This is a genomic window from Thioalkalivibrio sp. ALE16 (assembly GCF_000381305.1).
In the GTDB taxonomy this organism is placed as follows: domain Bacteria; phylum Pseudomonadota; class Gammaproteobacteria; order Ectothiorhodospirales; family Ectothiorhodospiraceae; genus Thioalkalivibrio.
In genome coordinates this window covers 80,030-92,845 of the sequence record NZ_KB906355.1, presented here as the reverse complement: position 1 = coordinate 92,845, position 12,816 = coordinate 80,030, and the positions used below count along the sequence as shown (strand labels likewise).

Sequence of the window (12,816 nt, the reverse complement as noted above, 5' to 3'; positions counted from 1 at the left end):
GGACGATCGCCAACGGAGCGCTACAATCCCCGCATGGAGTCTTCCCCCGCCAAGCCTTTCCCGTTGCGCCTGCAGGCCGGCCTGCGGGTCTGGGCGACCGACTGGCTGCTCGCGGGCCTGGCCGGCCTCGCCGTAACCGGTGCACTGGTTTGGCACGCGCCCACGAGCCTGCCAACCGTCGCCGGTTTCGTCACGCTCTGGCTGGTGCTGGGTGCCATCCTCGCCAGCCGCACCCCGGCGACCGGAGTGGCGCCCGCCGGGCGCGGCCCTGGCCCGGCCAACCGGGTCACGCTCCTGCGCGCCGCCCTGACCGCCCCGCTCGGCGGCCTGGTCCTGGCCGCCCCTACCCCGGACGAGCCGGTGCTGGCGCTGTGGGTGATCGCCCTCGCGGGCCTGGCACTGGTGCTGGACGGGGTGGACGGGGCCGTCGCGCGCCGCACGGACAGCGCCACCGCGTTCGGCGCCCGCTTCGACATGGAGCTGGACGCCGCCATGATCCTCGCCCTGTCGATCCTCGCCTGGCAGATGACGGCGGTCGGCCCTTGGGTGATCCTGATCGGCCTGATGCGCTACGCCTTCGTGCTGGCCGCCCGCCCCCTGCCCTGGCTGGCCGCACCGCTGCCGCCCAGCCGGCGCCGCCAGGCCGTCTGCGTGTTGCAGACCGTGGTCCTGCTACTGGTCCTGATCCCCGGCCTGCCCGCACCCGCCGCCATCACCATCGCCCTGGCCGGCCTGCTGGCTCTGGGCCTGTCCTTTGCCGTGGATATCCACTGGCTGTACCGCCACCGACCGGAGGTGTGTCATGACTGACGCCCGCAACAACCGCCGCCCCGCCCGCCTGCGCCGCCTGCTGCTGGGTGGCCTGCTGGCCACGGCCCTCGCGCTGCCCGCGCAGGCCCTGGCCGATGCCGACCGCTGGGTCATCGACCCCGACCACTTCGCGGTCGGCTTCCTGGTCGATCATGCCGGCTATGCCAAGGTCCTGGGCATGTTCCTGGAGGCCGAGGGCGAGTTCGTCTTCGACCCCGACACGGGCGAGCTGGGTGACGGCTACTTCGTCATCCAGACCGACAGCGTGTTCACCAACCACGCCGAGCGCGACGACCACCTGCGCAACGAGGACTTCCTGAACGTCGAGGAATACCCGGAGATGCGCTTTACCGCCACGCGCTACGAGCCGACCGGCGAGAACACCGGGCGCCTCAGCGGCGGGCTCGAGCTGCTGGGCGAGACCCGCACCATCCACCTCGACGTGACGATCAACAAGGTCGGGCGCTACCCGTTCCCGCTCGGCGGCCTGTTCGGCCGACCGTACGTTCTCGGTGCGTCGATGCGCGGCAGCTTCAACCGCTCCGACTTCGGCATGACCTACGGCCTGACCCGCGACATCGTCGGCGACGAAGTCGAACTGATCATCGAGTTCGAGGCCCAGCGCCAGTAACGCCCCGCCGACTGAATGTATTCACCACGAAGCACACGAAGGCACGAAGAAGGGCCAGGGCGGATTGCACCACGGAGGGCACAGAGGACACGGAGAAGGACTGACTACAGGGCGACGCGCTGGAGCCGACGTTGCTGACGGGTGATCGCGGGGCACGGGGCAACACTCCCCCGTCACCCCGGCCGCAGTGAAGCGAAGAGCCGGGATCTCCGGACCCTGGCACCCATGTCACCGCGCACCCCGAAGGCGCAGGTCGCGATCGCCCCGAAATGGGCAGGATGCGGACGAGGCGAGCGAAACGCCCATTGAAGGTCAAGGATGCTGTTCACCACGAAGGGCACGAAGATACGAAGGAAGGGCCAGGGCAGATCGAACCAGCCAGGGTATGGAGAAGGGCGGGGAGCCCGGTCGCACGGCGATGGTGCCGTAGAACAGGAACCTTCTGAAAAAAATCCGGTTCGGGGGCTCAAGTCTGCGGGGATTCAGCCGTCACCGGGGACAGGCCCGTTCCCCCTATCGAGTGCAACGGGCCTGCACATTCAGAACCGGGAGTACGAGATGGACGCAAGCGCGATTGCCGCGATGGCCACGCAGAACAGCCAGCAGCAGGTGGCCATGCAGAAGGATGTGGCCGTGCAGAAGAAGACGATGGAGTCGCAGGAGATGGCGGCTCAGTCGATGCTGCAGGCCATGCCCGACATCGGCGAGATGCAGGCCGCCACTCAGGGTCTGCCGGACAACGTCGGCACCAACATCAACACGACCGCCTGAGACGTTACCAACTGTCCGTCCAGAAAGGCCCCGGCGCACCCATGCCCGGGGCCTTCTCATTACTGGACCATCCCCCGCCCCGTTCCGGCAACGATCGACTTTCTCCGTGTCCTCCGTGACCTCTGTGGTCACACGCCCTTGCCCTTCCTTCGTATCTTCGTGCCCTTCGTGGTGAACAAAGGCCCTTGCCCTTCAGCCCCCATCGCCGGCATTACGCCTGGACGCATCCGCGGGCGCACGGCAGACCCGCGCGGCGAAGCGCCGCATGACGCCCCGCGCCAGACGGTCTTCCGGGTCGATGCAGAAGCCGGCCTGTTCCACCGCGGCCTCGGTATCACGGTTCGGGTGACAGCCGCCGGTGATGCAGGTCCAGGCCGGCTGCACCCGGTCCTGGGCGCGGGCCAGCAGCGGCCGCGTGTGACGTACATGCTCCAGCATGCGCAGCTCGCCCGCCTCCGCCAGCACCCGACGCACCTCGCCGAGGGCCCGTGGCGGGTCCTGCACGCTGCAGAACACCAGGCCGGAGACCACGGTATCGAACGTGCCATCGGCAAACGGCAGGGCCTCGGCCCGCGCCACCACCAGCGGCACGGCAGGCGCCCGCCGGCGGGCCCGGCGCAGGGCCGCCAGGTCCGGGTCGATGCCGATGACCCGCCCCGGGTCCGCGAACAGCGGCAGGTCACGCCCGGTCCCGCAGCCGATCTCCAGCACCCGGCCGTTCGCGCCCGCCACCAGGCGCCGGCGCCAGCGTCGCAGACCCAGCAGCTCGGCACCGGCCATCAGGCCGTCGTACAACCAGGGGATCTGTTCCAGACCGCGCATCGAGACTCCCGGGGACAGGAAAATGTGACGCCCAGCACATTCTTTCGGCGACTGTCAGGAACCTGTTTCCACAGTCCCTGTCCACTTATACAAGTTGCGGAAATGATCGGCTCGTGGCAACGGCAGCCGGTTTTCCGCCGTTCGGACCAGAACCCTCCATCACACGGGTGTCCGGACGATCTTTGGCCCGACCTTCGCGTCGGGCCATTTTTTTGTGGGGTGACCCCGCCCGGCAGCCCCGGGAACGGTCAGCTGCCCGTGCGACCGATCAGGTTGAGGAACTCGCGCCGGGTGCGGCCGTCCTCGCGGAAGGCGCCCAGCATCACCGAGGTCGCCATCGACGAATGCTGCTTCTCCACCCCGCGCATGGTCATGCACATGTGCTTGGCGTCCACCACCACGCCGACTCCCTTGGCGTTCGTCACCTGCATCAGGGCCTCGGCGATCTGGCGCGTCAGGCTCTCCTGGATCTGCAGGCGCGCCGCGAACATGTCGACAATCCGGGCGATCTTGGACAAACCGATCACCTTGCCATTGGGCAGGTAGGCCACATGCACCTTGCCGATGATCGGCAGCAGGTGATGCTCGCACAGGGAGTACAGTTCGATATCGCGCAGCAGCACCATCTCGTCGTTGTCCGACGAGAACAGGGCCCCGTTGACGATACTGTCCAGGTCCTGGTGATAGCCACGGGTGAGATACTGCATCGCCTTCGCGGCGCGCATCGGGGTATCCAGCAGGCCCTCGCGCTGCGGGTTCTCGCCCAGACCGGCGAGGATGTCGCGGTAGCGCTCGGCGAGCTGTTCCGGGGCCGCCAGTGGCTGGCCCGAGGCATTGGTGGCCGTCGGCTCGTCGGCCGTCCGGGCGTCTGCATCCATCATCGAGTCCTTGTGTTCGCTCATTCTTGCGTTTTCCTCTTTCCGGGCCCGGTCAGGCGACCAGGGTGACCGCGAAGCCCGAAGCCAGCGCCAGCATCGCCCCGGCGGTCAGCACCAGGCGCAGGCCCAGGTAGCCCCGCGGCAATGCGCGGCGATACAGGCTCAGCCGATCCACCCACAGCACCCCGAGAAACAGCACCGTCAGGGTCATCAGCGCCTCCGGCAGCGGCTGCAGCACCGCCAGCCAGGCCAGGATGGATGGCACCACCGCCCACACCGGGGCCGCGAGCGGGCCCACCCGGTGCTGCCGATCCACCAGGAAGATCCCCCAGTGGATCGCCCCCAGGAACGACAGGATCACCGCACCATAGAGCGCCAGGGCCTCCAGCGCGAAAGCCTGCCATTCGGGCTGGGCCATCCACGCGCCCAGCCCGAAGAATGCGAAGGGTAGCAGGCCGCCGAACCCCAGGACGTGCAGGGCGGGCGCGGCTGCGTCCGGGCGCGGCCCGTCGCCGCGCGCCTGCAACGCCCGCTGCCCCAGATACTCGCGCAACTCGGGCAGCCCGCCGATCACGCCCTCGCGCGCGATGAACAGCGGCAGCACGGCCGCGCCGGTGGCCTGCTGCAGCGCGTGGAACTGCTCGCGGTTGTGCGCCGACCCCATGCCCCACTCCAGCCGCTGCCAGCGGCCCGGAGCCGTTGCTTCCAGCAGCGCCTCGGCATCGCGAAAGTCCGACAGGCCGGACGTAATGCCCACAATCTCGTGCGTGGCCAGGGCCTCGCGCACCTCCGGCGGCCATTCGGGGGCGCCGGCCTGCGTTTGCTCGTCTGTCTTCACGGTCCATGTCTCCGTTGGTACGCGGGGTCTCGCGAAGCGCCCCCGGCACAGGAAACCCGGGAACTTTCGTCGGCGACCATTTACAAAGATTGTACAGCTATTGTATAAGTTGTCCATCACCTTTCGGGTCCGGAGAACCACCACCATGCAACGCTCGCGCATCGCCGTCATCGGTGGAGGCATCGCCGGCCTGTCCGCCGCCTGGATCCTGCAGACCCGCCACCACGTGCAACTGTTCGAGTCGGAACCGGAACTCGGTGGTCACGCCCACACCGTGGACGTGCCCGACCCGCAGGGGCCCACACCCATCGACACCGGGTTCGTCGTCTACAACGAGCGCAACTACCCGCTGCTGACCCGGCTGTTTACGCATCTGGGCGTCGCCACGCAGGACACCGACATGTCCTTCGGCTACTCGCGCCAGCCCGCCGGGGTCGAATATGCCGGCTCCGATCTGAACACCCTGTTCGCCCAGCGCCGCAATCTGGTGCGCCCGCGTTTTCTGCGCATGGCGGGCGACATCCTGCGGTTCAACCGCCTGGGCAAGGGGCTGTTCGAACGTCACGAGAGCCCGGAAGGCACACTGGGGGCCTTCCTCGACCGGCACCGCCTGGGCCGCGGTTTCACCGAGGACTACCTGCTGCCGATGGCCGCCGCGATCTGGTCCTGCCCGCCGGAGGCGATCCGCGAATTCCCGGCCGCCAGCTTCCTGCAGTTCTTCCACAATCATGGCCTGCTGGACCTGCGCGACCGCCCGCAGTGGCGCACCGTGGTCGGCGGCAGCCGCGAATACGTACAGCGCCTGGCGCAACGCCTGGAACCCGGTTGCATCGTCCACCAGCCGGTGCGCGCGGTGATGCCGGAGTCCGGCCAGTGGCGCGTCCTGACCGAGGCCCAGGGCATGGGGTTCGACGCGGTGGTGTTCGCCTGCCACGCCGACACCGCGCGCTGGCTGTTGAACGGCGCCGCCCCCGCGCGCGACCGGCTCTTGTCCGCCTGCCGCTTCCAGGCCAACCACGCCATCCTGCATACGGACCCGGCCCTGATGCCCCGCTCGCGCCGGGTCTGGTCCTCCTGGAACTACCTGTCCGGGCGGACCACGCAGGCCCGCGACCGCGTCTCGGTGTCGTACTGGATGAACCGTCTGCATCGCCTGGAACGCCGTCAGGACTACATCATCAGCCTGAACCCCTGGCGAGACCCGCACCCCAGCCTGGTCCTCGGCGAGCAGCACTGGGAACACCCGGTCATGGATACCGCGGCGGAGGCGGCCCGCCAGCGTCTGGCGGCGATCCAGGGCGAGGATGGCCTGTATTTCGCCGGGGCCTGGATGGGCTACGGCTTCCACGAAGACGGCCTGCGCTCGGCCGTCCGTGTCGGTCAGACCATGGGCATCGAACCGCCCTGGTCGCACGCGCCGGATGCCCCCGCCCGTCCCGGTCACACGCCGGTGGCCACCGCACACGGCGGCGGGCCGGCCCCGCTCGGGGCGCCGGCGGCGCAATCGCGGAACACCTGAATGGACGCCGCCCTCGTATACGGCACGGTGATGCATCAGCGGTTCTTCCCGCAGCAGTACCGCTTTCGCTACCCGGTCATCAGCGCGCTGTTCGACATCGACCGCCTGGCCGAAACCGCCCGGCGCTGCCGCCTGTTCTCGCGGGACGCATTCAACCTGTTCAGCCTGTGCACCCGCGACCACGGGCCGCGCGACGGCCGCCCCTGGCGGCCCTGGATCGAGGCGCACCTGGCCGATTACGGCATCGACCTGGCCGGCGGTCCGATCTATCTGCTGGCCATGCCGCGCGTCCTCGGGCATGCCTTCAATCCGCTGAGCATCTGGTATGCCTGGCACGCCGACGGTGACCTGCGCGCGATCCTGCTGGAGGTGCGCAACACCTTTGGCGAGCACCACCACTACCTGCTGCACGAGCACGGCGCGCCCATGGCCGGTCCCGTGCGCCAGGAGAAGCAGAAGGCCTTTCACGTATCGCCCTTCATCGACATGCACGCGCGCTACGCCTTCAGCCTGACGCCGCCGCGTGCGCAGGTCGGGGCATCCCTGCGGATCGCGATCAACGAATACCAGGATCAGGACCTGATGCTGACGGCCACACAGCATGGCCGCCTGCGCCCGTTCAGCGACCGCACCCTGCTGGGCGCCTTCCTGAAACAACCCTGGATGACCCTCAAGGTCCTGCCGCTGATTCACTGGCAGGCGCTGAAGATCTGGTGGCGTGGCGGGCGCTACCACCCGCGGCCCGCACCCCCCGCACAGGAGATCGACTAATGGCCCTCGACCACCTCGACACCCCGCAGGACGACACCACCCGGCCGGACTGGGCCCTGCGCCTGATCGCGCGCGCACTCAAGGACATCGACACCGGGCAGATCACCCTGATCGGCCCGTCGGGCGACCGCGTGACCCTGCGCGGACGCAAGGCCGGGGTCGAGGCTGTCTGGCACTTCCGCCGCCCCTGGCGCGCGATCCTGCGCCTGCTGCGCCACGGCGACATCGGCTTTGCCGAGGGCTTCATCAGCGGCGACTGGATCACCCCGGACCTGCCAAGCCTGCTGCGCTTCGCCACCGACAACGAGCCCGCCCTCGCGGCCCTGGCCGATCGTCCGGCCTGGCAGCGCGGCCTCGACCGCCTGCGTCACTGGCGGCACCGCAACAGCCGGCGCGGCAGCCGCGCCAACATCCGCTTCCATTACGATCTCGGCAACGACTTCTACGACCTGTGGCTGGACCGCACGATGAGCTATTCGTCGGCCCTGTTCACCCGCGGCGACGAGGCCCTGGAACAGGCCCAGACGCAGAAATACGCCCGTCTGCTGGATCAACTGGACGCCGAACCGGGCGCGCATATCCTGGAGATCGGCTGCGGCTGGGGTGGCTTCGCCGAGATGGCGGCCCGGCGCGGCTATCGCGTGACCGGCGTCACCCTGTCGCAGGAGCAGCTCGACTACGCCCGCGAGCGGATCGAACGCGCCGGCCTGAGCGATCGCGTGGAACTGCGCCTGCAGGACTACCGCGACCTCGACGGGACCTTCGACCACGTGGTCTCCATCGAGATGTTCGAGGCGGTGGGCGAGCAGTGGTGGGCGACCTACTTCGACAAGGTGCGCGCCTGCCTGCGCCCCGGCGGCCGCGCGGCGCTGCAGGTGATCACCATTGCCGAGCACGCCTTCGAGTACTACCGCCGCAATGCCGACTTCATCCAGCTCTACATCTTCCCCGGCGGCATGCTGCCCTCGGTCCCGCGCTTCAACGCAGAGGCCGAACGGGCCGGACTCGCCGTGACGGACCAGGCCTTCTTTGGCGCGGACTACGCGCGCACCCTGCGCCACTGGCACCAGGAGGTGCGCCAGGCGGAGCCGGTGATCGAGGCGCTCGGCTATTCACAATCCTTCCTGCGCATGTGGCGCTACTACCTCGCGTACTGCGAGGTCGGCTTCGACACCGCCCGCGTGAACCTGATGCAGGCCGTGCTGCAAAGCCCCGTCGATGCCACCCCGCCGGGCAGCAGCGCCCCCGCGACTCGATGAAGTGAACACCCTGCGCTGGCCGCGGCTGTTCGCCTACGGCGGTCTGGGCATGCCCCTTGCCGTCCTCGGCCTGCCGCTGTACGTCTTCCTGCCCGCGCATTACGCCGAGCACACCGGCCTGGGCGTCACCCTGGTCGGTCTGCTCCTGCTGCTGGCGCGGCTGCTGGATGTCGTGACCGACCCGCTGGTCGGCCATCTGTCCGATCGTATCCCCGGGGCCTGGCGCCGGCGGGCGGTGATGCTGGCCGGCGTGCCGCTGCTGTTGCTCGCCGCGCCGTTCCTGTTCCGCCCGCCGGCCGAGGCCGGCGCGGGATACCTGCTGCTGTTCAGCACCCTGGTCTATCTGGGCTGGACGCTGGTCGCCCTGCCCTATGCGGCCTGGGGCGCGGAGCTCTCCGGCGACTACCACGAACGCTCGCGCATCACCGCCGCGCGCGAGGGCTTCGTCGTACTGGGTACGGTCACGGCCGCCGCACTGCCGGCGGTCCTCGGCCTGCAGGACGATGCCGGGGCCGCGCTCGCGGCCCTCGCGGTGCTGCTGTGGGTACTGCTGCCGGTCGCCTTCCTGATCCTGCTGTGGCGCGTGCCGGAACGCCCCGGAAGGCTCGCGCCCGTGCCGTGGCGCGCTGGCTGGGGCCTGCTGCTGGGCAACCACCCCTTCCGCCGACTGATCCTGGCGTGGATCCTGAACGGCACCGCCAACGCGATCCCCGCCACGCTCTTCCTGCTGTTCATCACCCACGTGCTGGAGGCGCCGGGCCATGCCGGGCCGCTGCTGCTGGTTTACTTCGTCACCGGCATCCTCGCCCTTCCGCTGTGGCTGCGCCTGGCGCGGCGCCTGCCCAAGCACCGGGTCTGGACACTCTCGATGCTGCTGGCCTCCAGCTTCTTCATCTGGGTGCCGTTCCTCGGCGCCGGTGACGTGCTGGCGTTCTACGCGATCACCGTACTGACCGGGCTCAGCCTCGGGGTCGATCTCGCCCTGCCGGCCGCGATGCAGGCCGATGTGATCGACCAGGACACCGCCGACGGCGGCGGCGAGCGCGCCGGGCTGTTCTTCGGCCTGTGGGGCATGGCGACCAAGCTGGCCCTCGCGCTGGCCGTCGGCCTCAGCTTCCCGCTACTGGGCGCGGCCGGATTCTCGGCCGATGGCGACAACAGCCCCACCGCCCTGCTCGTCCTGGCCCTGGCCTACGCCGGCCTGCCGGTCCTGTTCAAGCTCGCGGCAATGGCCCTGATCTGGCGCTTCCCCATCGACGCCGACGCCCAACACACCCTGCGCGAACGCATCCACGCGCGCGAACAAGCCACCATCCCCGCCCAGCCCGGAGGCACCCACCCATGATCCACCGTATCCGACCCTCCCGTTTCGTGGCCTCGCTTCTGGCCACCCTGTTGCTGACCCTGTCGCTCGCCGCCCCGGCCGCGGCCGCCACCGAGATCGACGGCGTGCGCTTCGCCGAATCGGTCACCATCGACAACACCACAGTGCCCCTGCGTGCGGGCCGGCTCTATCGCTACACGGTGTTCCGCGTCTACGTCGGGGCGCTCTACGTACCCGAAGAAGTCGCTCCGGAGGATGTCCTGACCGCCGACGTGCCCAAGCGCCTCGAGCTGGAATACCTGCGCGCGATCAGCGCCGACGACTTCCGCCGCAGTGGCAACCGCCTGCTCGAAGACCAGCAGGACTCGGAAACACTAGCGGCGCTGGCCGACCGGCTCGACACCTTCAACGCCGCCTACCGCGACATGGAGGCCGGCGACCGCTACGCACTGGAATACCGCCCGGGCCACGGCACCCGCCTGCTGCAAAACGGTACCCCGCTGGTCGAGGTCCCCGGCCACGACTTCGCCGAGGCCTATTTCGGCATCTGGCTGCACCCGGAAGAACCCCTGTCGCGCCGCTTCCGCGACACCCTGATCGGCGCACGCTGATCGCCGAACAGCAACGACCAGTCATTGCGAGGCGCGGTGCGCCGCGGCAATCCCCCGGCCTCTGGCACCGTGCCCAGGCCCCACCCATCATCGCGAGGCGCGAAGCGCCGTGGCGATCGCCTCGCGGTGCCTCACGACAAAATACCGGTCACCACGCAGGGCCCGCAGTACCCCACCCTCCTGCCGGCCAAGCCCGGCATCGAACACCCACCGTTCCGAGAAACCCTTCACAGGAAGATTCCCGCAACCTGAACTAGACTCTTCCGTCCGGGGCCAGGGTCAGGACGGCCGGGGAGCCAGCCACGCAATCGGATCGCTCGCACACGCGGGCGCGGCTCTCCTTTACGGCATGCCGGAGGAGGATACCCATGCAACATCGCATCACCTTGCGGGAGGCCACCTGGCCTGCCGACGCCGACGCACTGTCCCTGATCCGCCGCGAGGTCTTCGTCGAGGAGCAGGGCGTACCCGAGGCCCTGGAATTCGATGGCCTGGACCCCGCCGCCCTGCACTGGCTGGCCATCGGGGCGAACAACGAACCGGTCGGCACCCTGCGCCTGCTGCCCTCCGGCCAGATCGGCCGCATGGCCGTGCGCGAACCCTGGCGCGGGCACGGCATCGGCTCGCGCCTGCTGGACTGCGCCATCCAGGCCGCCGCCCGCCACGGCTGGCGCGAGGTCTGGCTGAACGCCCAGAACAGCCGTATCGGCTTCTACGCCCGCCACGACTTCTTCGTCATCAGCGACACCTTCGAGGACGCCGGCATCCCCCACCGCCGCATGCTCCACCGCATCCACACCCCAATCCCGCGCCCGGCGGCACCCTATTCCCATGCCACCCACACCCACGCGGCCCAGTCACTGTAACTCCGCTGGCGCCCCGTAGGAGCCGGCTTGCCGGCGAAGCCCCTGCCCGCGCCCGACTTTGGCAGGAGCTTCGCCGGCGAGCCGGCTCCTACAGGGGATATGCACGGATCTCACAGATCTTGCCTATCCGCCTCTGCCACCGTACTCATATCTCTGATTCGCGCCCGAAACGCTCCCCTAACCCCCGGGGGGAACCGACCCCGCGCAATGATGCGAACCCACCCCCACTCCCCTATGCTGAGGGAAAGACCGTCAACCCGAGCGAGACCCCGATGACCGCCCCCGAACGCGACCCGACCCTGATTGACGCCGAGGCCCTGCTGGCCGAACTCCTGGCCGCCACCCGCCGACGCCTCTGGCTGCATGCCCGCGTTGCCCTGCTGGCGGAGATCGCCGGGCCCGACCTGGGCGCGGAACTGGCCGGGATCGCACGCCGCCATCGGCATACCGACATCCGCCTGCTGGTCGACGACGACCTGGCGCTCAAGGAACAGCTTCCGAGTCTGGTGGAAAGCATCAAGCGCCTGCCCAGCGCCGTATCGGTGCGCCGCCTGGAGGCCGCCGAGGAAAGCCCGCTGACCGTCACCGCGATTGCCGACCACAGCGGCTGGATGCAGCTCACCCAGGCCGGCGGGCGGCGCATCCTGCGCGGCGACGTCGAGGACCGCCCCGGAACCCAGCGCGCCGTCCAGGACTTCGAGGCCAACTGGAGCCTCAGCGATGAAGCCGTCGAACTCCGCCGCCTCCTCGTCTGACCCGCATCTCATGACAAACCGCCGCCAGCTCCTGCGGACCGCCCTCGCCCTGGCCACGGGCACCCTGCTCCCCGGCCTCGCCGGTGCACGCGACACCCACGCGGAGGTCGCCGTGCTGCCGCTGCAGAACCGTCCGGCGAACAGCCTGCTGCCCGAACTCCAGGCCCTGTTCGGCGACACCGCCACCCTGCGCGGCGACGGCTTCCGGCTGCTGGTACGCGCCGACGCCCGCACCCTGCAACAGATCCGCGAAGTCGTCACCGAACTCGACACGCCGGCCCAGGACCTCGTCCTCTCCGTGCGCCGCCACCGCGACGCCCCGCGCGCCGAACGCGGCACCAGCCTCGAGTTCGAGAGCGGCCCGGAGGGCACCGAGGGCCGTATCACCACCCAGCGGCTGCGCACCACCCGCCGCGACGACCAGACCCAGCACCTGCGCCTGCGCGAAGGCACCGAGGCCATCATCCTGGTCGGCGAGACCCGTGCCGCCGGCTTCCGCATCCTCCACAGTCGCGCCGGCGTCGGCATCGAACCCCTGCTGCAGGACACCGCCCGTGGCTTCCGCGCGCGCCCCCAGGTCCAGCCCGACGGCCGCATCCGCATCGCCATCTCCCAGCTCCACGAAGGCCCCCTCCCGCGCGGCGCCGTGGACCGCGACGCCATCGACACGCAACTCACGCTGGAGCCGGGCACCTGGCACACCCTCGGCGGCGTCCACACCGAAACCGACGTCACGGAACGCGGCCTCGCCTCCCGCCGCACCACCCGCGACCGCGACACCCTCACCCTCGAAATTCGCGTCGATCCCGCCCGCTAGCCCGCTCCCATGATGCGATTCGCTTCGCTCATCGGCATCCTACGGAATAGCACTGCCCGTAGGGTGCGTTGACCCCGCGAAACGCACCCGCAACGGCGGAAGTCACCCCTTCGACCAAACCCGCCAAATGGCACGCCGACACAC

Annotated in this window: 14 protein-coding genes; 11 read left to right on the top strand and 3 right to left on the bottom strand. The window is 69.5% G+C overall.

Annotation, left to right across the window (positions count from 1 at the left end; genetic code table 11):
- The first annotated feature begins 33 nt into the window (after nucleotides 1-33).
- The 3 genes from F627_RS0102400 to F627_RS0102390 all read left to right on the top strand — a co-directional run bounded on the left by F627_RS0102400 (nucleotide 34) and on the right by F627_RS0102390 (nucleotide 2,212).
- Nucleotides 34-810, top strand: coding sequence for a CDP-alcohol phosphatidyltransferase family protein (locus F627_RS0102400; RefSeq protein WP_026332002.1), 777 nt, complete (start codon nucleotides 34-36; stop codon nucleotides 808-810).
- Entirely contained in the window at nucleotides 803-1,441 is a 639-nt protein-coding gene (locus F627_RS0102395) for a YceI family protein (protein ID WP_019583161.1), read from the top strand. The genes F627_RS0102400 and F627_RS0102395 overlap by 8 nt, the downstream gene beginning before the upstream one ends.
- 558 nt (nucleotides 1,442-1,999) lie before the next feature.
- Nucleotides 2,000-2,212 (top strand): YjfB family protein, encoded by a 213-nt coding sequence (locus F627_RS0102390; RefSeq protein WP_019583160.1) that lies wholly within the window; start codon nucleotides 2,000-2,002, stop codon nucleotides 2,210-2,212.
- Between the two features lie 192 nt (nucleotides 2,213-2,404).
- Here the strand turns inward: F627_RS0102390 and F627_RS0102385 are convergent, their stop codons facing one another.
- The 3 genes from F627_RS0102385 to F627_RS0102375 form a co-directional block, all read right to left on the bottom strand.
- A complete protein-coding gene (locus F627_RS0102385) occupies nucleotides 2,405-3,034 on the bottom strand; it encodes a class I SAM-dependent methyltransferase (RefSeq protein WP_019583159.1) in 630 nt (209 codons plus the stop codon).
- A gap of 248 nt (nucleotides 3,035-3,282) precedes the next feature.
- Nucleotides 3,283-3,936, bottom strand: a complete 654-nt coding sequence (gene folE / locus F627_RS0102380) for a GTP cyclohydrolase I FolE (RefSeq protein ID WP_018866448.1) — start codon at nucleotides 3,934-3,936, stop codon at nucleotides 3,283-3,285.
- A 28-nt stretch (nucleotides 3,937-3,964) separates the two neighbouring features.
- Nucleotides 3,965-4,750 carry a DUF3429 domain-containing protein gene (locus F627_RS0102375; RefSeq protein WP_018866447.1) on the bottom strand — a complete coding sequence of 262 codons (786 nt, stop codon included), beginning with the start codon at nucleotides 4,748-4,750 and terminating at the stop codon, nucleotides 3,965-3,967.
- A gap of 145 nt (nucleotides 4,751-4,895) precedes the next feature.
- Between F627_RS0102375 and F627_RS0102370 the strand changes: the two genes are divergently transcribed.
- The 8 genes from F627_RS0102370 (at nucleotide 4,896) to F627_RS0102335 (ending at nucleotide 12,672) form a co-directional block, all read left to right on the top strand.
- Nucleotides 4,896-6,269: an NAD(P)/FAD-dependent oxidoreductase gene (locus F627_RS0102370; protein ID WP_019583158.1), complete on the top strand. Its 1,374-nt coding sequence runs from the start codon at nucleotides 4,896-4,898 to the stop codon at nucleotides 6,267-6,269.
- Nucleotides 6,270-7,040 carry a DUF1365 domain-containing protein gene (locus F627_RS0102365; RefSeq protein ID WP_019583157.1) on the top strand — a complete coding sequence of 257 codons (771 nt, stop codon included), beginning with the start codon at nucleotides 6,270-6,272 and terminating at the stop codon, nucleotides 7,038-7,040. It begins immediately after the preceding gene.
- On the top strand, nucleotides 7,040-8,299 hold the full coding sequence (locus F627_RS0102360; protein WP_018877902.1) for a cyclopropane-fatty-acyl-phospholipid synthase family protein: 1,260 nt from the start codon (nucleotides 7,040-7,042) through the stop codon (nucleotides 8,297-8,299). The genes F627_RS0102365 and F627_RS0102360 overlap by 1 nt, the downstream gene beginning before the upstream one ends.
- A complete protein-coding gene (locus F627_RS0102355) occupies nucleotides 8,259-9,644 on the top strand; it encodes an MFS transporter (protein ID WP_196801063.1) in 1,386 nt (461 codons plus the stop codon). Before F627_RS0102360 ends, F627_RS0102355 begins: the two co-directional genes overlap by 41 nt.
- Nucleotides 9,641-10,234, top strand: a complete 594-nt coding sequence (locus tag F627_RS0102350) for a chalcone isomerase family protein (RefSeq protein ID WP_019583156.1) — start codon at nucleotides 9,641-9,643, stop codon at nucleotides 10,232-10,234. The genes F627_RS0102355 and F627_RS0102350 overlap by 4 nt, the downstream gene beginning before the upstream one ends.
- A gap of 368 nt (nucleotides 10,235-10,602) precedes the next feature.
- On the top strand, nucleotides 10,603-11,100 hold the full coding sequence (locus F627_RS0102345) for a GNAT family N-acetyltransferase (RefSeq protein WP_019583155.1): 498 nt from the start codon (nucleotides 10,603-10,605) through the stop codon (nucleotides 11,098-11,100).
- Between the two features lie 272 nt (nucleotides 11,101-11,372).
- Entirely contained in the window at nucleotides 11,373-11,855 is a 483-nt protein-coding gene (locus F627_RS0102340; RefSeq protein ID WP_018866440.1) for a hypothetical protein, read from the top strand.
- Complete coding sequence (locus F627_RS0102335) at nucleotides 11,821-12,672, top strand: secretin N-terminal domain-containing protein (protein WP_019583154.1); 852 nt, start codon at nucleotides 11,821-11,823, stop codon at nucleotides 12,670-12,672. Before F627_RS0102340 ends, F627_RS0102335 begins: the two co-directional genes overlap by 35 nt.
- Nucleotides 12,673-12,816 lie beyond the last annotated feature (144 nt).

Excerpts from the sequence above, each read along its gene's own strand:
- F627_RS0102370 (WP_019583158.1), top strand. The coding sequence starts at position 4,896 with ATGCAACGCTCGCGCATCGCCGTCATCGGTGGAGGCATCGCCGGCCTG.
- folE (WP_018866448.1), bottom strand. The coding sequence starts at position 3,936 with ATGAGCGAACACAAGGACTCGATGATGGATGCAGACGCCCGGACGGCC.
- F627_RS0102385 (WP_019583159.1), bottom strand. The coding sequence starts at position 3,034 with ATGCGCGGTCTGGAACAGATCCCCTGGTTGTACGACGGCCTGATGGCC.
- F627_RS0102345 (WP_019583155.1), top strand. The coding sequence starts at position 10,603 with ATGCAACATCGCATCACCTTGCGGGAGGCCACCTGGCCTGCCGACGCC.
- F627_RS0102355 (WP_196801063.1), top strand. The coding sequence starts at position 8,259 with ATGCCACCCCGCCGGGCAGCAGCGCCCCCGCGACTCGATGAAGTGAAC.
- F627_RS0102340 (WP_018866440.1), top strand. The coding sequence starts at position 11,373 with ATGACCGCCCCCGAACGCGACCCGACCCTGATTGACGCCGAGGCCCTG.
- F627_RS0102395 (WP_019583161.1), top strand. The coding sequence starts at position 803 with ATGACTGACGCCCGCAACAACCGCCGCCCCGCCCGCCTGCGCCGCCTG.
- F627_RS0102365 (WP_019583157.1), top strand. The coding sequence starts at position 6,270 with ATGGACGCCGCCCTCGTATACGGCACGGTGATGCATCAGCGGTTCTTC.
- F627_RS0102360 (WP_018877902.1), top strand. The coding sequence starts at position 7,040 with ATGGCCCTCGACCACCTCGACACCCCGCAGGACGACACCACCCGGCCG.
- F627_RS0102390 (WP_019583160.1), top strand. The coding sequence starts at position 2,000 with ATGGACGCAAGCGCGATTGCCGCGATGGCCACGCAGAACAGCCAGCAG.
- F627_RS0102350 (WP_019583156.1), top strand. The coding sequence starts at position 9,641 with ATGATCCACCGTATCCGACCCTCCCGTTTCGTGGCCTCGCTTCTGGCC.
- F627_RS0102335 (WP_019583154.1), top strand. The coding sequence starts at position 11,821 with ATGAAGCCGTCGAACTCCGCCGCCTCCTCGTCTGACCCGCATCTCATG.
- F627_RS0102400 (WP_026332002.1), top strand. The coding sequence starts at position 34 with ATGGAGTCTTCCCCCGCCAAGCCTTTCCCGTTGCGCCTGCAGGCCGGC.